Source organism: Aidingimonas lacisalsi (assembly GCF_008079445.1).
GTDB classification, from domain to species: Bacteria; Pseudomonadota; Gammaproteobacteria; order Pseudomonadales; family Halomonadaceae; genus Aidingimonas; species Aidingimonas lacisalsi.
The window spans coordinates 529,603-546,961 of sequence record NZ_VRYH01000003.1 but is presented as its reverse complement, the minus strand read 5'-3'; the positions used below and the strand labels follow the sequence as shown (position 1 = coordinate 546,961).

The window sequence follows — 17,359 nt, the reverse complement described above, 5'->3', positions numbered from 1 at the left end:
ATGAATTATAGTTACCGTGCGCCAGTTTCGATGAGTGAGCCAACGCCCATGCCTGCAGCCTCAGCACTGAAAGTTCTGTTGGTCGACGATGAGGTGGTGCGCGCCGCCATGGTCGAGGAGGCACTGATCAGCGAGGGACATCAGGTCATCTGCCACCTGACGAGCCCCGCCAGCCTCAACGACATGGTCCGGCGTCATCAGCCCGACGTAGTGATCATCGACATGGAATCGCCTGATCGCGACACCCTGGAAAGCATGTCGCAGCTCAATCGCGAAAACCCGCGACCTGTGGTGTTCTTCGCCGACGAACACGACCCCGATACCATGCAGGCCGCTCTCAAGGCGGGGGTCAGCGCCTATGTGGTCGATGGCCTTGTACAAAGCCGGGTCAAGACCATCATCGATGTCGCCATCGCGCGTTTCGATGCCTTCCAGTCGATGCGCAAGGAGCTCGACAAGACGCGTAACCAGTTGGCGGAGCGCAAGCGCATCGAGCGTGCCAAAGGGTTGCTGATGAAACAGCAGAGCTGCGATGAAGAGGAGGCCTATCGCATGCTGCGCAAGATCGCCATGGACCGCGGCCAGCGAATTGCCAAGGTTGCCAACAGCGTCATCGATATTCTCGAAGGTCTGGAGAAAGGCTCATGAACGATATACCCAAAGCCGAACTGGATCGGTTGCAACTCGGCTTCGTCCCCCTGCTCGATTGCGCCCTGCCGGTCGTCGCGCGGGAGGGAGGCTTCTTTGCCGAGGAAGGTATCGAGGTGACACTGCTGCGCCAGAACGCCTGGGCGACGCTACGCGATAAGGTAGCCGCGGGCCTGCTGGATGGGGCGCATATGCTCGCTCCTCTGCCGCTGGCGATGAGCCTGGGGCTCGGCCGCGCACCCTGCGACATGCTGGCGCCGATGCTGCTGAGCCGCAACGGCAATACCATCGTGCTGTCGAAGGCACTGGCCGATGCCTCCCATGCCACGCTGACGGACGATCCCACCACCAGTGCCAGCGCCCTGGGCGATTATCTCAGGCATCACCCTCACGAGCACCGCCCGCGGCTGGCCATGGTCTATCCGTATTCCTGTCATCACTATCAACTCAGCTATTGGCTGGATCTGGGCCATATCAGCCCCGATCGACATGTCGAACTGATCGCCATGCCGCCTCCGCAGGTGGTCGACGCCATGCGTGATGGCACCATCGACGGCTTCTGCGTCGGCGAGCCGTGGGGGTCGCTGGCACAAGCCGAGGGGGTCGGGCGGCTCGTCGCCACCAGCGCGCAGTTATGGCCCGATCATGCCGAGAAGGTGCTGGGGGTGACCCGCTCATGGGCACGCCGCTATCCGACCACTCTGACACGCGTCATGCGTGCCCTGCTGCGCGCCAGTGAGTGGCTCGCCACCGATCGGCAACATGCCGACCAAGCACTGGCTTGGCTTGCTCTGCCTCCCTACCTGGATCGTTCGGTTGCCCATCTATCGCACTTCGCGCTGGATTCCCCGCCCATTCGCCAACGGCTTTTCGGCCCGGACATGCTACGCCCGGAGCCGCGCGCCATGGAGCATATCGCGGAATATATCGATCAGCATATGCGCCATAACGGTCGGCAACTGGACCGCGACACCGTCGCCGAATGTTACAGCCCCGTGCATTTTGATCGGTTGGCGCACCAGTAGCGTGCACGACGTGGAGGTGTCTACCGCCACGTCAATCCACCCGTATAGACATAACACACTGATAATAAAATATATTATCTTTATTTCCGGCATCCTGGCCGGATTCTTGAATGATGACAGGTAGATTCCGTCGTCCATGATGTGACGACGCCAAAATTCAAGGCGGCGCGACCGCCAGGTAGTCAAAGGCGACTGCCAACGAGTGTGACGAAGACGTCTCTTCATGCCCCTTGATCACAGGCGGGCATGCAGGGACGTCTTTTTTTATGGGATTCACCGAAGGAGGCATCATGACCTCTCAAACCACATCCCAGAACGACCATCTCGTCATCGTCGGCAACGGCATGGCGGGACAGCGACTACTGGAAGCCTTGTTAGCCAAACCCGGCCGACCCAAGCACATCACGGTGATCGGCGAGGAACAGGCGCACGCCTACAACCGGATTCTGCTCTCTCCCTGGCTCGCCGGCGAGATGGACCGAGAGGCCCTGACACTCCGAAACACCGACTGGTACCACGAGCATGGCGTCAAGCTGGTTCTCGGCGAACGCGTCGAGACCATCGACCGCGAGACACAACGGCTCACCACCGATACGGGGCGGGAACTGACTTATGATCGGCTTGTTCTGGCAACCGGTTCCCGCCCCACGTTACCTCCGGTCGACGGCATCGATCTCGAGGGTGTCCTCGGGTTCCGAGATATCGAGGATGCCGAGACACTGATCCACCTGTCGGAATCGCTCGATACCGGTGCTCCCGCGGTCGTGATCGGTGGTGGTCTACTGGGCCTGGAAGCCGCCGAAGGGCTGCGCAAGCGCGGCATGTCGGTCAGTGTCGTCCAGCGCAGCGAACGCTTGATGAATCGCCAACTCGATGCCACCGCCGCACATTTGCTCGAAGCGGAATTGATCAAACGTGGCTTGTCCGTCGTCACCGGTAGTCGTTTGGCCTCCCTGACGGACGACGACAACGGCCATGTCAACGGCTGCCGCCTGGAAGACGGTCGTTTCCTGCCCGCCCGCTGTGTCGTCATCGCCGCCGGCATCACGCCCAATTCAGAACTGGGACAGGCGACCGGCCTGGCGACCCGCCGTGCCATCGTCGTCGATGACTATCTGACCACCTCCGATCCGGCGATTCATGCCCTCGGCGAGTGCTGCGAATTTCAGGGCCAGACCTATGGCCTGGTCGATCCGATCTGGCACCAGGTGGATGTCCTGGCCGCCCGACTGGCCCATGAGGTCGTCGATGGCTATGTCGACGTCCCCACCGCCACCAAGCTCAAGGTCAGCGGCGTCTCGCTCTACGCTTTCGGCCCCATCGAGGCGGACGACGAGCACGACGTCCTGACGTATCACGATCCTCAGCAAGGCGAGTACCGCCGGCTGCTACTGCGCAACAACCGAATCGAAGGGGCCGTACTGTATGGCGATACCACCGCCGGCCCCTGGTACTTCGAACAGTCCATGGCCGAACGCGACCTCGGCAATTGCCGTCAGGCGCTGCTGTTCGGCCCTGCCGATGCCACCCCGCTACTGGCGGCATCGCACGATGAACACGATACCCCTGCCTATCAGGAGGCCGCATGACTTCCACCGACAAACAACGACTCATCATCATCGGCAACGGCATGGTCGGCCACCATCTGGTCGAGCAGCTGGTCGAACGTGATGCGACGACGCGCTACGACATCACCGTCTTCGGCGAGGAGCGTCACCTGGCCTACGATCGCGTCCACCTGTCCGAATACTTCGCCGGCCGCGATGCGCAGTCATTGGCACTGAGCACCTCGGACTATTACGCGGAGAATGACATTGCACTGCGACTCGACGAAGCCGTCACTGCCATCGATCGCGACAATAGCGAGATCGTGACGCCCCTGGGGCGCTACCCTTACGACCGGCTGGTACTGGCGACCGGCTCCTATCCGTTCGTGCCCCCGATTCAAGGCGGCGACCGCCCCAACTGCCTGGTCTACCGCACGCTCGACGACCTGGATGCGATTCGCGAAGCGGGCAGGAATGCCAATACGGGTGTCGTGGTCGGCGGCGGGCTGCTCGGCCTGGAAGCCGCCAATGCCCTGAAAGGACTCGATCTCGATACCGCCGTCGTGGAGTTCGCCCCGCGTCTGATGCCGATGCAGGTCGACAGCGAAGGCGGCGAGTTGCTGCGTGAGAAGATCGAGGCGCTGGGGGTACAGGCCTTGACCGACCGCGCCACCCAGCGTATCGAAGATGGCGAGGCCAGCTACCATCGCATGGTGTTCCAGGACGACAAGGTACTGGAGACCGACCTGATCGTATTCTCCGCCGGGATTCGTCCGCGCGACGAACTGGCCCGCGCGTGTGCCCTGGAAATGGGCGAACGCGGCGGCGTGGTGATCGACGATCACTGCCTGACCAGTGATCCGGCCATTCTCGCGGTGGGCGAAGTGGCATTGTGGAACGACAGCATCTTCGGTCTCGTCGGCCCCGGCTATCAGATGGCCAAGGCCGCGGCGAATACCTTGACCGACGGTAGCGAACGCTTCCAGGGCGCCGACATGAGCACCAAGCTCAAGCTGCTCGGCGTCGATGTCGGCGCGATCGGCGACGCCCATGGCGACCGGACTCCCGGAGCGCGAATGTACCGCTACCTGGATGAAATCAAGCAGGAGTACCGCAAGCTCGTCGTCTCCAGCGATGGCAAGAAGCTGGTGGGTGCCATGCTGGTCGGCGATAACAGCTATTACGACACCTTGATGCAGTATTACAGCAACGGCCTGGAACTGCCTGACGACCCGGCCTCGCTGATTCTGCCGTCGAGCGAAGGCGCCCCGACGCTGGGTCCCGATGCCCTGCCCGATACGGCCACCATCTGTTCGTGCCACAACGTCACCAAGGGCGCGGTGTGCGAAACGCTCGATGCCGGCGCAACCGACCTCGGCGCCGTCAAGGCGGAGACCAAGGCCAGCACCGGCTGTGGAGGGTGTGCAGCGCTGTTGAAGAGTGTCGTCGACCATGAGCTGGAGGCCCGCGGCGTCGAGGTCGACCAGTCGATCTGCGAGCACTTCGCCTATACGCGCCAGGAGCTCTACTCCATCGTGCAGGTCGAGGGCATCAAGACCTTCAGCGAACTGCTGGAAAAACATGGCCATGGCCTGGGCTGCGACATCTGCAAGCCCGCCGTGGCCTCGATCCTGGCCTCCTGCTTCAACGAGCCGATCACCGATGCCGCGCATGTGCCCTTGCAGGACACCAACGACACCTTCATGGCCAACATGCAGAAGAACGGCACCTATTCGGTCGTGCCGCGCGTACCCGGTGGCGAGATCACGCCGGACAAGCTGATCGTGCTCGGCGAGGTAGCCAAGAAGTATCAACTCTATACCAAGATCACCGGCGGCCAGCGGGTCGACCTGTTCGGCGCCCAGCTTCATGACCTGCCTGATATCTGGCAGGCGCTGATCGATGCCGGCTTCGAGACCGGTCATGCCTACGGCAAGGCCACGCGTACCGTGAAGTCGTGCGTCGGCAACACCTGGTGCCGTTACGGTGTGCAGGACAGTGTCGGCATGTCACAGCAGATCGAGCACCGTTACAAGGGGCTGCGTTCACCGCACAAACTCAAGTTCGCGGTCTCCGGCTGTACCCGCGAATGCGCCGAAGCACAGAGCAAGGATGTCGGTGTAATCGCCACCGAACACGGCTGGAACCTGTACGTATGCGGTAATGGCGGCATGCGTCCACGCCACGCCGAACTGTTCGCCACCGATCTCGACGATGAAACCCTGTTCAAATACATCGACCGTTTCCTGATGTTCTACATCCGTACCGCCGATCGCCTGCAGCGGACCTCGGTATGGCGCGAGAACCTGGAAGGCGGACTGGATTATCTGAAGGCCGTCATCATCGAGGACAGCCTGGGCATCGCCGAGGAACTCGAACAACAGATGCAGACCGTCATCGACACTTACGAGTGCGAATGGGCCAATACCCTGAACGATCCGGAGAAGCTCAAGCGCTTCCGTAGCTTCGTCAATGACGAGCGCCCGGATCCGGATATCATCATGACGAGCGAACGAGGCCAACTGCGCCCCGCATGATGGGATCGCGGCTAAAGCCGCTCCTACAGCCAGCTCGGTTAGCGAGTTCGTAGGGGTGGTTGCAACCGCGATCATCGTGAATGAGCGATCCTAGATAGTCCCAAGGAACAACCAATGACGACCGCAACCGCCCTCAAGACCGAGACTGACACCATGACCTGGCAAACCATCTGCTCCAAGGCCGATCTGGTCGACTTTTCCGGCGTCGCCGCCTGGCTCGAGACCGCCGATGGCCCCGTGCAGGTGGCACTATTCTACCTGCCCGGACACGACCAGGAACTCTACGCCGTGGATCATCACGATCCATTCTCCAAGGCCAACGTGATTGCGCGTGGCATCGTCGGCGATCTAAAGGGACAGCCCGTCGTGGCCTCGCCTATCTACAAGCAGCACTTTCGCCTTGAAGACGGCCAGTGCCTGGAAGACGAGTCGGTGCAATTGCGCACCTGGCCGGTGCGTTTCGACGGTGAGCGGGTACGGATCCATGTCTAACCAACCACGCAAGGTGGTTGAGCGCGACCGCCAAAGCAGCCATCGGCTTCGCTCAGATTATGTTGGCCTATGGCGCAAATATCGACCGTAACCTCACTATGGAGTTCTCTCTCACTCTCGTTCGGTAGCAACCCCTCATTCCGCCTTGTCGGTCACGGCCCGGGTAGCGTACTGATCATGTTGCTTGCCCCCCTTGAGGATCCAACTCACCACGATGACTCCAGCCAGCAGTGCCATGCCAAACAGGGCCAAGGCCAGCGAATGACCAAGGGCATCGATCAGAGCGCCGGTCGTGATCACCGGAATGCTGAAGCCACTGTAGGCCATCAGGAAAAAGCCCGCGCTCGCCCGGGCTTTGTGCTCTCCCGCCACCTCGAGCACCCCGCTCAGTCCTCCCAGGTAGACGAACCCGTAGCAGGCACTGCTGGCGGCGATCGTCCCGACCAGCACCGCGCCCAGGACACCTTGCAGTGCTCCCCAGGCTATCAAGGCGTAGGAGACGGGAAGGATGACCAGGCCTATGCGAGTCGAGACGAGCGGCGGCAACTTGCGTGCCAGCGGTTGGAACAGGATGCCGCAACTGCAAATACCGAATGTCGTGAATCCTGTCCAGCCTGACAGCCCATGCCGGGCCAAGGCCGAGGGCAGGATCGCGATGACCAGCCCTACCGTTGCCCAGGCAAGCAAAATGGATAGTCCATAGGCAAAGACACCTGGCGGATACATCGGCAAACGCAACATGTCGGCCTTGCTCTGCCTTGGGACGTCATCTTGCAAGGTGATCACGAGCAACAGTGCCAGCGACCCAGCCCCAAGGTATATCCAGAAACTAGGCGGTGTCAGACTTGGCGAATGGAGAATGAATAGACTGGTCAGGGCCGCTCCAAGACCGAATCCCAGCGATGTGCTAGCCGTCACCCAGTTGGCCGGCCTCCGGCTATCCTCGCCTTTGAACAGGTCAAGCATATACGCCGGGGCGACCGCCGATGTCAGCGCTGTCCCGATGCCCATCAAGAATCGGGCTATGGCCAGAGCGACAAGACTTGGCTCGATGAGAGTCAAGGCGGTGGCTGCCAGACACAACAGCAAGGCGACAACGATCAGAGGACGGCAGCCGACACGTTCGGAAAGTCCATTCAGCAGCAGGAGGACAGGCATGATACCGACAACATAGCATGAGAATGCCACCGTCGTGGCGCCCACCCCTGCCCCATCTCGCGCGGCGAACGCCTCGTATAATGGTGCCTGGAGATTCACCGCGGTGGTGATCATACACAGCGCGAATGCGAGGCGCATGGCATTGATCTTATCCATGGCGACGGCCCAAGGTGAACAAGGAAATCATATATAGCATCATCATTCTCAATTGCTCGACGAGTTTTGGCGCAATTGCCCGAACCGGATATCGCTTCCAATTGGAGAGCGGCGAGTATCACGCCATGTGGCGTGGAGTCACTAATCTCGCACCTCTATGGTTCGCGGATAAGGTACAGTGACGCATGATTATCAAAGCACTGTTCCTGTATTTTTCTGAACGGTTGGGTGAAGCAGGGAGCGCGTTAGCATGAAGCTGGAAGTCGACAAGCACTCGGATAAGCCTGTCGTACAGCAGGTGGAGGAAGGGATACGCGAGTGGATAGAGCGACATGGAGCCGGCGGTGGTAGCCGTCTACCTTCTATACGGCAACTCTCGTCAAACCACGGCATAAGCCGCAATGCAGTGATCGAAACCTACGAGAGGTTAGTTGCCCATGGCTTGGTCCGCTCCAAACCGGGTTCGGGATTCTACGTGGCCGAAAACACAGCCAGCGTCCACCCAAAGGATCCATTGGCTCAGACAAGCCTCGAGGACATATCCGATGAGATGTGGAATCTCTTCAAAGCCGACGAAGATGGCTTGAAGCTCGGCTGCGGCTGGCTCCCCAATCATTGGCGCGAGGGAGACGACCTGACATATGCGATACGCCATGTCACCCGAGAGAACCGTTCAGGCATATTCGATTACAGCACCCCCATGGGAATACCGGAGCTTCGAGCCTTAATCCAAGAACGGGTACGTTTGCTTGGCATCGAAGCGGATCCGAACCAGATTCTGATGACTGGAGGCGGAAGTCATGCACTGGACCTCATCATTCGGCTGATGCTCAAGCCCGGCGACGTGGTATTTGTCGAATCACCAGGCTACTACAATCTCTTTGGCTTATTGCGTCTTCAACAGATCAAGATTGTCGGCGTACCCCGTCTTACCGGCGGCCCCGACACGGAGCAGATGGAATATCTGCTGTCCCAGCACAAGCCGAAGCTGTTCTTCACCAATAGCGTGTTCCAGAATCCCACGGGAACGACACTGGTCCCGACCGTCGCCCACCAAGTGCTTCAGCTCGCCGAAAAGTACGATTTCCAGATTGTCGAAGACGATATCTACGCGGACTTTCAGTATACTCCCTCGATTCGGCTCGCCACCCTGGACGGACTGCGTAAGGTCATCTATCTCGGTAGTTTCTCCAAAAGCCTGTCCTGCTCGTTGCGAGTCGGTTTCATCGCTGCGGAACCTCACCTGATCAAGCACCTGGTCGATGTAAAAATGCTCACCAATATTTCGGCCTCACGTTTTTCCGAGCAGGTGGTCATGACCATGCTCCAAAACGGTTCCTACCGGAAGTCAATGGAACGAATCAGGGTCAAGTTGTCTGGCCAGATGACCTCAGCCTTGAACCTGATGAAAGACGCAGGTTGGGAAAGCTATGCAGAGCCTGCCGGCGGCATGTTCCTCTGGGTGCGACATCCTCGGGTCGCATCTTCTACCCAACTGGTCCGGAATGCCCAGCATGCCGGAATCAGCTTGTCGCCGGGGCACATATTCCTGCCCCAGGGGACCAGCTCTCCCTGGCTACGTATCAACGTGGCTTACACACGAGACGCAAGGGCGACACAGTTTCTCAGCGACCCTACCGCAATCGCGACATAAAGCGCTGTCGGTTGCGCACCTGGCCGGTGCGTTGCGACGGTGAAGCGGTGTTGATCGAGGCCGAGTGACTCCAGCGTGGAAAAACCGACTGGCAAGAATGGCATTTCCGGTTCATCTTATTGTCATAAGAACGAATGAATCGAATCCATCAACCTTGAACCGGAAAGGAGGGAATCAGACGCGAGCCACGCCAGGAGAGCGACGCTGGCGCCGATGTCACATGCCGGTCACATCACGCTGCCAGTGTCGAGGTTGCCATCAACCAAGGAGTGCCTTTGCCGATGGTACGACTCGACAAGAAAGCCACACGGCTTTACGTGCTGGACACCAATGTCCTGATCCACGACCCCGCTGCCATCTACCAATTCGAGGAACATGATGTCGTCATACCCATGACGGTCCTTGAGGAACTCGACAAACACAAGAACGGCATTCGCGAAATCGCTCGCACCGCCCGGCAGGTCAGCCGCACCCTCTCCGACCTCACCAGTCAGGTCACTTTCGCCGAAATCCAGCAAGGCATCCCGATTCCCGGTTCCATCGGTCCCACGGGTCGATTGCGCTTCCTGTGCTATCAGGATCTGCTGCCGCTGGACAACATGGAGGACAGTCCCGACAACCGGTTGCTCGCCGAAACCTGCCGGCTGCGCGATGAACGCCCCGATGCCTCGGTGATCCTGGTCACCAAGGACATCAACCTGCGGGTCAAGGCATCCGCGCTGAAAGTGCCGGTAGAGGATTACCTCAACGACCGGGTCTTCTCCGATCGCGACGCCATGATCGAAGGAGCGAAGGTCTATGCACGGGCCGGCCAGCATGGCGCCGAACTCTGGGCGTCGCTGAATGTCGAGGTGAAGGTCGAACGCCAGGACGACCACACTTTCTATCACCTCAAAGGCGATATGCCGGATGACTGGCATGTCGGCATGCTGGTGTCGGACAGCGAGAACGGTGCGGAATTCGAGGCTGTCGTGCGTGAGGTCGGTCCGCATAGCGCATGCCTGCAACTGCTCACCAATTACCGGCATCATGCCGGTGTGTGGGGTGTGCATGCTCACGACAGTCGCCAGAACTTCACCCTCAACCTGCTGATGGATCCGGAGATCGACCTGGTAACCATCGCCGGCAACGCCGGTACCGGCAAGACCTTCATGACACTCGCTGCAGGCTTCCAGCAAACGCTGGATACCAAGCTGTTCGAGCGTATCGTGTTCACCCGGGCACCGATCCCCATGGGCGAGGATATCGGCTTCCTGCCCGGCACCGAAGAGGAGAAGATGTCACCGTGGATGGGGGCATTCCACGACAATATGGACAACCTGCTGCGTGACGAGCACGACGGGTCGAGCAGTTGGAACGATGGCGCGACACGGCAACTGCTCGGATCGCGGGTTCAGATTCGTTCACCGGGCTTCATGCGGGGACGGACCCTGAACGACACTTTCCTGATCATCGACGAGGCACAGAACTTCACTCCCAAGCAACTCAAGGCATTGGTCAGCCGAGCGGGTCGCAATACCAAGATCGTCTGCCTGGGTAACGTCGGCCAGATCGACACCCCGTATCTGACGGCCAATACCTGCGGCATGGCCGCGGTGGTGGAGCGCTTCCGCGACTGGCCGCATGCGGGTCACATTACACTGCAGAGCGTGGAACGGTCACGCCTGGCGCTAGCCGCCGAGGAGTTGCTCTAACGCAACACGAACGAGCGAATGGTCCAGTCAAGGCGCCCGCTCCGGCGGGCGCTGAGGTCAGGAATGGCGGTTGGCGGCTTCTTCCAGCAGGGCTTCGCTCTCGCTACCGGGGCCTTTTTCCAGAATCTGCTTGGCATCCGCGTACAAGCAGACGTAATGGTTGCATGAAGCGCAGAATACCTTGTCATCGGGGTTGTGGACTTCCGACACTCGCATGCGATGGCTCCCGCAATAACGACACCCTACGGGTAGACGAAAATCCTCGGACAGATCGGGCATGGAGCACTCCTTGTTGGTCGAGATTCCTGTTCGCTTTCCCCACCTGGGGCCGGGTGTAAATACCATCCCCCGCCTATTGATGTCGCAAGACCACACTCAGATTATTGGCCGGCATGTCGACGACACGTTCCATTTCGAAAGCGTAGCGTTCCGCCAGTTCCACGACATGTTCCAGGTCACGTATCCCCCACGCGGGATTGCGCTGACGGAGCTCGGCATCGAAGGCCTCGTTGCTGGAAGCGGTATGCTGACCTTCCCGCTTGTAAGGGCCATACAGATACAGCACACCGCCTGCAGGCAGATGCTCCCCCGCTTCCGCCAGCAGAGCCTCGGTCGCTTCCCAGGGCGAGATATGCACCATGTTGATACAGACGATGGCGTCGACGTCGTCGATCGGCCAGGGACGCTGGGTCACATCGAGTTCCAGCGGTGCAAGCAGATTGCCCAGCGACTCGGTGGCCCGCCAGGCGTCGATCGATGCCAGGGCCTGTTGACTGGGATCCGTGGGTTGCCAGATCAGAGTCGGCAGTGCCCGGGCGAAATGCAGCGCATGTTCGCCGCTACCACTGGCGACTTCCAGCACCGTGCCCCGCTGGGGCAAGCAATCGCGCAGCACCTCGAGAATCGGGTCGCGATTGCGTTGCGTGGCAGGACTTGATAGCCGCGCGCTGGATTGACGAGACATTGGATCGAGAGACTCCATGGTTTACTGACTTCCCAACCGCTCGGTGAGCCAGGCACTGATATCGGGGACTTGTTCCGGGCAAAGCGAGTGTTGCATGGCATAACGGCGATACGTGACAGCATACCCCATCGTTTTTGCCCGGTCCGCCCCCTTCTGCCCCAGGGCTTCAGGCACTACCGGATCGAAGCTGCCGTGGTGAGCCTCGATCACCAACCCACGATTGGCGTCGCTGGGTTCGATGCTATCCGCCGTGGCGAAATAGGTCGACAGCGCCAGCAGCCCACCCAGCGGCTTCGGATAGGTCAACGCGGCCTGATAGGCCACTGCGCCGCCTTGGGAAAACCCGGCGACGATGATACGCCGGCTGTCGATCCCTTTGTCGATTTCGGCATCGATCAACCCGTGTATTCGCGCTGCCGACGCCATTAGTTGAGCCTCATCGACTCGCCGATCGAGGTTGGCTTCAAGAATGTCGTACCAGGCCGGCATGGTCATACCGCCATTGACGGTTACCGGCATCCGCGGCGCATGTGGCAGCACGAAGCGCACTGCCATGTCGGCCGGCAGGTTCAAGGCCGGTACCAAGGGTTCGAAATCATGACCATCGGCCCCCAGACCATGCAACAGAATCACACAGGCATCGACGGGCCTGCCGGATTGCGGTTCGATGATCAACTCGTCGGTTGTGCTCATGCCAGCCCCTTCGCGGTGAATTTTCAATACCCTACCGCAACGCCACCGGTTCGGCGAGGGCCGTCGACACGATTCACAACACCTGCAAGGCAGGTGTATCCAGTGCCATCAGCAGATCCCGGTCACGCTCATAGATATCCGGCTTGAAAGAGAGTTTGCCATTCTCATCGGCATTGACCGTCCAGTAATGCAGAATGATCGGCACCGGCTGGTCCAGAGTGACGTGACGCGTCTGTCCCTTGTCGATGACACTGGCAATCGCTTCCCTGTCCCAGCGGCGCTCATCGTCGAGCAACAACCTCACCAATTCCATGACATTCTGCACCCGGATACAGCCGGAACTGACTGCACGCTGAGGCCTGTTGAAAAGCGACTGAGCCGGCGTGTCATGCAGATAGACGGCATGGTCGTTGGGAAAGCGTATGACCACCTGCCCCAATGGGTTCGCTGGGCCCGCCGGTTGACGCAGCATCAAGTTCGGCGGCGATTCCCAGTCGATTTCTTCGGGATCGAGACGTTGCCCTTCGGGATCGATGACGACGAGGTTTTCTTCGTCCAGAACGTCCAGGTCCTCACGAATCCGCGGCAGCATGTCCTCCCGATAAATGGTCGGTGGTACCGTCCAGGTCGGATTGAACGTCAGATGCGTGATCGACGAACGCAGGGTCGGCGTCTTGCGATACGGCTTGCCGACCACGATGCGGGACTGCCAGACATCACCGTTGGGTCGATAGTAGCTCACTTCGTACCCGGCGATATCGACCAGCACGAAAGCTTCCGGCAGACCGTGCAGCAACCAGCGCGCCCTTTCCAGATTGACGCGGATCTGATCGATACGGGTATCCACATCGACATTGAGCGCGGCCCGAGTCTTGGGCCCGATCACCCCATCGGCAGTCAGCAAGTGACGGCGCTGAAATGCTCTGAGGTCATTCGCCAGTTGCTCGTCATAGTAGCGGGGCCCTCGGGGCCGGTCATCGAACGATGATGTGCCACCGTTCGTCACGCGAGTATCGATCTCGGCATAGTAATCGTCATTCGCGGGGCGATCCGCCGGGTGGGTCAAGGCCGCCAACCGCTTGCGCAGTAACAGCACATCCTCATCGGTATCGCCCGGCCGTAAAGACTCGTCGCGCGCCGGCAAGCGCGGCCAGCCTCCGGCAGACTGGATCGCGCGATACCGTGCCAGACCATCACGCAGATGCCGATACGGTGGATGGTCTGGGCGCACCTCCTCGAACAGCGCCGGCAGGTCGCCCTCATCAACGGCATAGGACACCCTGGCCATGGAAAGCGAGAACGAAGGCCGCTCCATATCCCAGCCTTGCTCGATACGCCGAGGATCGAGCTTGCCATGGTGAAGGTGTTCCAATGCCGTCAGCATGGTCCGTGTCATCTCCAGATCGAATCGCGCGCGTTCGTCGCTATCCTCGCCATGCCGATACACCGCTCGATAATCCGGCAGCCACCGTTCGGGCCGATAGTCCTGCGGCTGCAGGCCGTCATTCGCCAACGCATCGATCTGTTCGATCAGTGCCTGGATCGAACTTTCGTCGCTCCAAGCCGGCTGAAACCCTCTGGCGGCATAAAACTGCGCCACCTTGCGGTTGGGAGCTTCCCCATCTTCCATGGCCTCAACGCGCTTTTCAATCGCGGACGCGGCAGTATTCGCCATTGCCGATACCGGCAACGCCCACATCAAGCCCAAGACCATCCAGACTCCCATCCATCGGGCTCGGATCCGCCATTTTTCCATCAATCGACTCCTACAGTTCCCTTGCGTGGCATTGGCCTCACGCCACTCTATGGTCATAATAGCCGCTGATTTGTCGACACTGTAGGAACCGGAGCCCCCTGACGATGCCAACAACAACATTTCGCAGGATATTCGACTTTCGCTGTCTCGTTCGCCACCTTTGGCCCATCATTCTATCGACCCCACTACTATTGAGCAGTGTCTCATCCCTGGCCGCACCACATGCCACGACCTTACAACGTCTGGCACCCAATGCGAGTCCCCACGTGTTAAGACTCGCGACCAGTGCACTGCACTGTGCCCAGCCGGGCGCCGAGAAGCTGGCAGTCATCGATTTTTCGCGTTCCGCCAATGAGCCCAGGCTCTGGGTGTTCGATCTGGTCAATGATCGCTTGCTGTATGAAGAACTGGTCTCTCATGGCCGTGAAACCGGTGATGAAAATGCACTGTGGTTCTCCAATACTCCGGACAGTCATCAATCGAGTCTGGGGTTGTTTCGCACCATGAACAGTTACGATGGCAGCAACGGTTATTCACTGCGCCTGCAAGGACTGGAAGACGGTATCAACGATCTCGCTTACGAACGCGCCATCGTCATGCATGGCGCCGATTACGTCAGTGAATCCTTCATTGCCGAAAACGGTCGCCTGGGGCGTAGCCTCGGCTGCCCCGCCGTTCCCCAGGACGTGGCGGGGCCGTTGATCGATAGTATCAAGGAAGATCAATATCTGTTTGCTTACTATCCTGATTCACAATGGCTCGCCGAGTCCAGTTTTCTCAACTGCCAGCGCGAGTCGATACTGGCAGAAAGCATCGATGCACGCGGCGGCCCCGGCCGTGATCTTGCCATGCAAACGACTCCACGATAATCACGGGATACCATGGCGGTACTACTCTTCAAACTACGCAACGTCCCCGACGAAGAAGCCGAGGAGGTCCGCCGCCTGCTAGACGAGCACGGCTTCGAAACCTATGAGACCACGGCCGGGCGCTGGCAGGTGTCGTTACCGGCCATCTGGCTGCAGGATGAGAGCCAGTACGAAGCCGCCCGAGCCGTGATCGAAGCCTATCAGCAGGAACTCGGTCAACGCGTTCGCGACGAATATGCCGATCTTCAGGCCCAAGGCCGGGCCCCGACCCTCTGGCAACGCGTACGCGACAACCCGCTAGCCGCTCTGGTCTATCTCGCCGCAATCGGACTCATACTGGCCTTGACGGTATGGCCGTTTCTATCGCTGATCTGAGGTTCAGCCCGTGCATTTGACACAGCCGCGCTCTGGCCCCTGCAATATCCAATGACCTTCTAATCCAAGGAACCTGCTCCATGCCCAAGCCGTTCGGCCCACTGCAACACCAGTCGCTCGCCACCGCCTTGCCGATGCGCTACGCCGCCTATGCACTCAGCCTGTTCGGTCTGGTCACGGCGATAATCGCCTGGGGGGTCGGCAGCGCCTGGGCCTGGAGCCTGCTCGCGTTCGGGCCACTGGCGGCACTCGGCACCCACGACGTGCTGCAACGTCGCCGCACCGTAAGCCGCAACTACCCAATTCTGGCGCATTTTCGTTACAGCCTGGAGTCGATCGGCCCGGAAATCCGGCAATACTTCATCCAGTCCGACACCGACGAACGTCCCTTCTCGCGCGAGCAGCGCTCGGTGGTCTATCAGCGCGCCAAGAACGTGGTGGACAAGAAGCCGTTCGGTTCGCTGCATGACATGTACGCCGAGGGTTATGAGTGGATCAATCCGTCGCTGACTCCAGCTCACATCGGCGATAACGACTTCCGCATCACGATCGGGGAGCGGTGTGCCCAGCCCTACTCAGCCAGTGTCTTCAACATTTCGGCAATGAGTTTCGGTGCGCTGTCGGGCAACGCCATCAGCTCACTCAACGCAGGAGCGAGGATGGGCGACTTCTACCACGACACCGGTGAAGGGGCGATTTCTCCCTACCATCACCGCGGCGGCGATCTCGTCTGGGAAATCGGCTCCGCCTATTTCGGCTGCCGCGATGCCGAGGGTCGCTTCGACGAGGAACGCTTCGTCGCCAACGCTACCCTCGATCAGGTCAAGATGATCGAGATCAAGCTGTCCCAGGGCGCCAAGCCGGGCCATGGCGGCATCCTGCCCGGTGCCAAGGTCACCGAAGAAATTGCCCAGACACGCGGCGTCCCCGTCGGCGAAGACGTCATATCACCCACGACACATTCGACCTTTGCCACGCCCATGGAGATGATGGAATTCATTCGCCGCCTACGCGAACTCTCCGGTGGCAAACCGGTCGGTATCAAACTGGCGATCGGCCACCCCTGGGAATGGTTTGCCGTGGTCAAGGCCATGCTGCAAAGCGGAGAATCTCCGGATTTCGTCGTCGTCGATGGCGGCGAAGGTGGCACGGGGGCCGCTCCACTGGAGTTCATCAACCGTCTGGGAATGCCGCTCAACGAAGCGCTGCTGCTGGTCCACAACACGCTGGTCGGCGTCAATCTGCGCCGAGAGATCAAAGTCGGTGCCGCCGGCAAGATCATCTCGGCGTTCGACATTGCCCGCACCATCGCCCTGGGTGCGGACTGGTGCAACGCTGGACGCGGCTACATGTTCGCTCTGGGCTGCATTCAGGCCCGCAGTTGCCACACCGACCGCTGCCCGAGCGGGGTCGCCACCCAGAACCCGCAGCGCAGCAGCAAGCTCGACGTGAGCGACAAGAGCCAGCGTGTCTACCACTTCCACCGCAATACCATGAACGCCCTGAGCGAAATGCTCGCCGCTGCCGGCCTGTCGCACACCAACCAGCTCGGGCCGGAACACATCCTGCGCCGAGTCTCGCGCCACGAAATCCGCTCTTACGACGCTCTCTTCGCGTATCTGGAACCCGGCGAACTGCTCGAAGACGTGCCGCCACAGCATGAAGTCTTCCGCCACTACTGGAACATGGCCAGCGCCGATACCTTCGACGCACCGCCTCAGGTGATCACACGAGCAAATGTGGCGGGATAGCGAGAGAATCATTGACAGGCCGGGTGTTCCTTTTATAGAA

General features: G+C 60.0%; 15 protein-coding genes. 10 read left to right on the top strand and 5 right to left on the bottom strand.

The window, feature by feature from the left end:
- Positions 1–48 precede the first annotated feature (48 nt).
- The 5 genes from FVV99_RS08735 (at position 49) to nirD (ending at position 6,249) form a co-directional block, all read left to right on the top strand.
- Positions 49–648, top strand: a complete 600-nt coding sequence (locus tag FVV99_RS08735; RefSeq protein WP_148253664.1) for an ANTAR domain-containing response regulator — start codon at positions 49–51, stop codon at positions 646–648.
- The gene (locus tag FVV99_RS08730; RefSeq protein WP_148253663.1) at positions 645–1,673 is read left to right on the top strand and encodes a CmpA/NrtA family ABC transporter substrate-binding protein; all 1,029 of its coding nucleotides are present in this window, start codon (positions 645–647) and stop codon (positions 1,671–1,673) included. The genes FVV99_RS08735 and FVV99_RS08730 overlap by 4 nt, the downstream gene beginning before the upstream one ends.
- Before the next feature lie 290 nt (positions 1,674–1,963).
- Positions 1,964–3,262 (top strand): NAD(P)/FAD-dependent oxidoreductase, encoded by a 1,299-nt coding sequence (locus FVV99_RS08725; protein WP_148253661.1) that lies wholly within the window; start codon positions 1,964–1,966, stop codon positions 3,260–3,262.
- Positions 3,259–5,757 (top strand): nitrite reductase large subunit NirB, encoded by a 2,499-nt coding sequence (nirB, locus tag FVV99_RS08720; RefSeq protein ID WP_148253659.1) that lies wholly within the window; start codon positions 3,259–3,261, stop codon positions 5,755–5,757. Before FVV99_RS08725 ends, nirB begins: the two co-directional genes overlap by 4 nt.
- Positions 5,758–5,871: 114 nt before the next feature.
- On the top strand, positions 5,872–6,249 hold the full coding sequence (gene nirD, locus FVV99_RS08715) for a nitrite reductase small subunit NirD (RefSeq protein WP_148253657.1): 378 nt from the start codon (positions 5,872–5,874) through the stop codon (positions 6,247–6,249).
- Between the two features lie 135 nt (positions 6,250–6,384).
- On the opposite strand, the gene FVV99_RS08710 is transcribed toward nirD, so the two are convergent.
- Positions 6,385–7,563, bottom strand: a complete 1,179-nt coding sequence (locus tag FVV99_RS08710; RefSeq protein WP_148253656.1) for an MFS transporter — start codon at positions 7,561–7,563, stop codon at positions 6,385–6,387.
- 250 nt (positions 7,564–7,813) lie between these two features.
- On the opposite strand from FVV99_RS08710, the gene FVV99_RS08705 reads away from it, so the two are divergent.
- Positions 7,814–9,217, top strand: a complete 1,404-nt coding sequence (locus FVV99_RS08705) for an aminotransferase-like domain-containing protein (protein WP_148253655.1) — start codon at positions 7,814–7,816, stop codon at positions 9,215–9,217.
- A 281-nt stretch (positions 9,218–9,498) separates the two neighbouring features.
- Positions 9,499–10,911 carry a PhoH family protein gene (locus tag FVV99_RS08700; RefSeq protein WP_092568120.1) on the top strand — a complete coding sequence of 471 codons (1,413 nt, stop codon included), beginning with the start codon at positions 9,499–9,501 and terminating at the stop codon, positions 10,909–10,911.
- Between the two features lie 57 nt (positions 10,912–10,968).
- Here the strand turns inward: FVV99_RS08700 and FVV99_RS08695 are convergent, their stop codons facing one another.
- The 4 genes from FVV99_RS08695 to FVV99_RS08680 form a co-directional block, all read right to left on the bottom strand.
- Complete coding sequence (locus tag FVV99_RS08695) at positions 10,969–11,190, bottom strand: hypothetical protein (RefSeq protein WP_148253653.1); 222 nt, start codon at positions 11,188–11,190, stop codon at positions 10,969–10,971.
- A 73-nt stretch (positions 11,191–11,263) separates the two neighbouring features.
- Complete coding sequence (locus FVV99_RS08690; RefSeq protein ID WP_148253651.1) at positions 11,264–11,875, bottom strand: DUF938 domain-containing protein; 612 nt, start codon at positions 11,873–11,875, stop codon at positions 11,264–11,266.
- A 21-nt stretch (positions 11,876–11,896) separates the two neighbouring features.
- Positions 11,897–12,568: an alpha/beta hydrolase gene (locus FVV99_RS08685; protein ID WP_148253649.1), complete on the bottom strand. Its 672-nt coding sequence runs from the start codon at positions 12,566–12,568 to the stop codon at positions 11,897–11,899.
- 73 nt (positions 12,569–12,641) lie between these two features.
- The gene (locus FVV99_RS08680; RefSeq protein WP_236645345.1) at positions 12,642–14,324 is read right to left on the bottom strand and encodes a L,D-transpeptidase family protein; all 1,683 of its coding nucleotides are present in this window, start codon (positions 14,322–14,324) and stop codon (positions 12,642–12,644) included.
- Between the two features lie 104 nt (positions 14,325–14,428).
- Here FVV99_RS08680 and FVV99_RS08675 point away from each other — a divergent pair, with 104 nt between their 5' ends.
- The 3 genes from FVV99_RS08675 to FVV99_RS08665 all read left to right on the top strand — a co-directional run bounded on the left by FVV99_RS08675 (position 14,429) and on the right by FVV99_RS08665 (position 17,319).
- Positions 14,429–15,193: a murein L,D-transpeptidase catalytic domain family protein gene (locus FVV99_RS08675; RefSeq protein ID WP_148253647.1), complete on the top strand. Its 765-nt coding sequence runs from the start codon at positions 14,429–14,431 to the stop codon at positions 15,191–15,193.
- A 12-nt stretch (positions 15,194–15,205) separates the two neighbouring features.
- Complete coding sequence (locus tag FVV99_RS08670; RefSeq protein ID WP_148253645.1) at positions 15,206–15,568, top strand: DUF6164 family protein; 363 nt, start codon at positions 15,206–15,208, stop codon at positions 15,566–15,568.
- 80 nt (positions 15,569–15,648) lie between these two features.
- Complete coding sequence (locus tag FVV99_RS08665) at positions 15,649–17,319, top strand: FMN-binding glutamate synthase family protein (RefSeq protein ID WP_148253643.1); 1,671 nt, start codon at positions 15,649–15,651, stop codon at positions 17,317–17,319.
- The last annotated feature ends 40 nt before the right edge of the window (positions 17,320–17,359 follow it).

Excerpts from the sequence above, each read along its gene's own strand:
- FVV99_RS08735 (WP_148253664.1), top strand. The coding sequence starts at position 49 with ATGCCTGCAGCCTCAGCACTGAAAGTTCTGTTGGTCGACGATGAGGTG.
- FVV99_RS08730 (WP_148253663.1), top strand. The coding sequence starts at position 645 with ATGAACGATATACCCAAAGCCGAACTGGATCGGTTGCAACTCGGCTTC.
- FVV99_RS08725 (WP_148253661.1), top strand. The coding sequence starts at position 1,964 with ATGACCTCTCAAACCACATCCCAGAACGACCATCTCGTCATCGTCGGC.
- nirB (WP_148253659.1), top strand. The coding sequence starts at position 3,259 with ATGACTTCCACCGACAAACAACGACTCATCATCATCGGCAACGGCATG.
- nirD (WP_148253657.1), top strand. The coding sequence starts at position 5,872 with ATGACGACCGCAACCGCCCTCAAGACCGAGACTGACACCATGACCTGG.
- FVV99_RS08710 (WP_148253656.1), bottom strand. The coding sequence starts at position 7,563 with ATGGATAAGATCAATGCCATGCGCCTCGCATTCGCGCTGTGTATGATC.
- FVV99_RS08705 (WP_148253655.1), top strand. The coding sequence starts at position 7,814 with ATGAAGCTGGAAGTCGACAAGCACTCGGATAAGCCTGTCGTACAGCAG.
- FVV99_RS08700 (WP_092568120.1), top strand. The coding sequence starts at position 9,499 with ATGGTACGACTCGACAAGAAAGCCACACGGCTTTACGTGCTGGACACC.
- FVV99_RS08695 (WP_148253653.1), bottom strand. The coding sequence starts at position 11,190 with ATGCCCGATCTGTCCGAGGATTTTCGTCTACCCGTAGGGTGTCGTTAT.
- FVV99_RS08690 (WP_148253651.1), bottom strand. The coding sequence starts at position 11,875 with ATGTCTCGTCAATCCAGCGCGCGGCTATCAAGTCCTGCCACGCAACGC.
- FVV99_RS08685 (WP_148253649.1), bottom strand. The coding sequence starts at position 12,568 with ATGAGCACAACCGACGAGTTGATCATCGAACCGCAATCCGGCAGGCCC.
- FVV99_RS08680 (WP_236645345.1), bottom strand. The coding sequence starts at position 14,324 with ATGGAAAAATGGCGGATCCGAGCCCGATGGATGGGAGTCTGGATGGTC.
- FVV99_RS08675 (WP_148253647.1), top strand. The coding sequence starts at position 14,429 with ATGCCAACAACAACATTTCGCAGGATATTCGACTTTCGCTGTCTCGTT.
- FVV99_RS08670 (WP_148253645.1), top strand. The coding sequence starts at position 15,206 with ATGGCGGTACTACTCTTCAAACTACGCAACGTCCCCGACGAAGAAGCC.
- FVV99_RS08665 (WP_148253643.1), top strand. The coding sequence starts at position 15,649 with ATGCCCAAGCCGTTCGGCCCACTGCAACACCAGTCGCTCGCCACCGCC.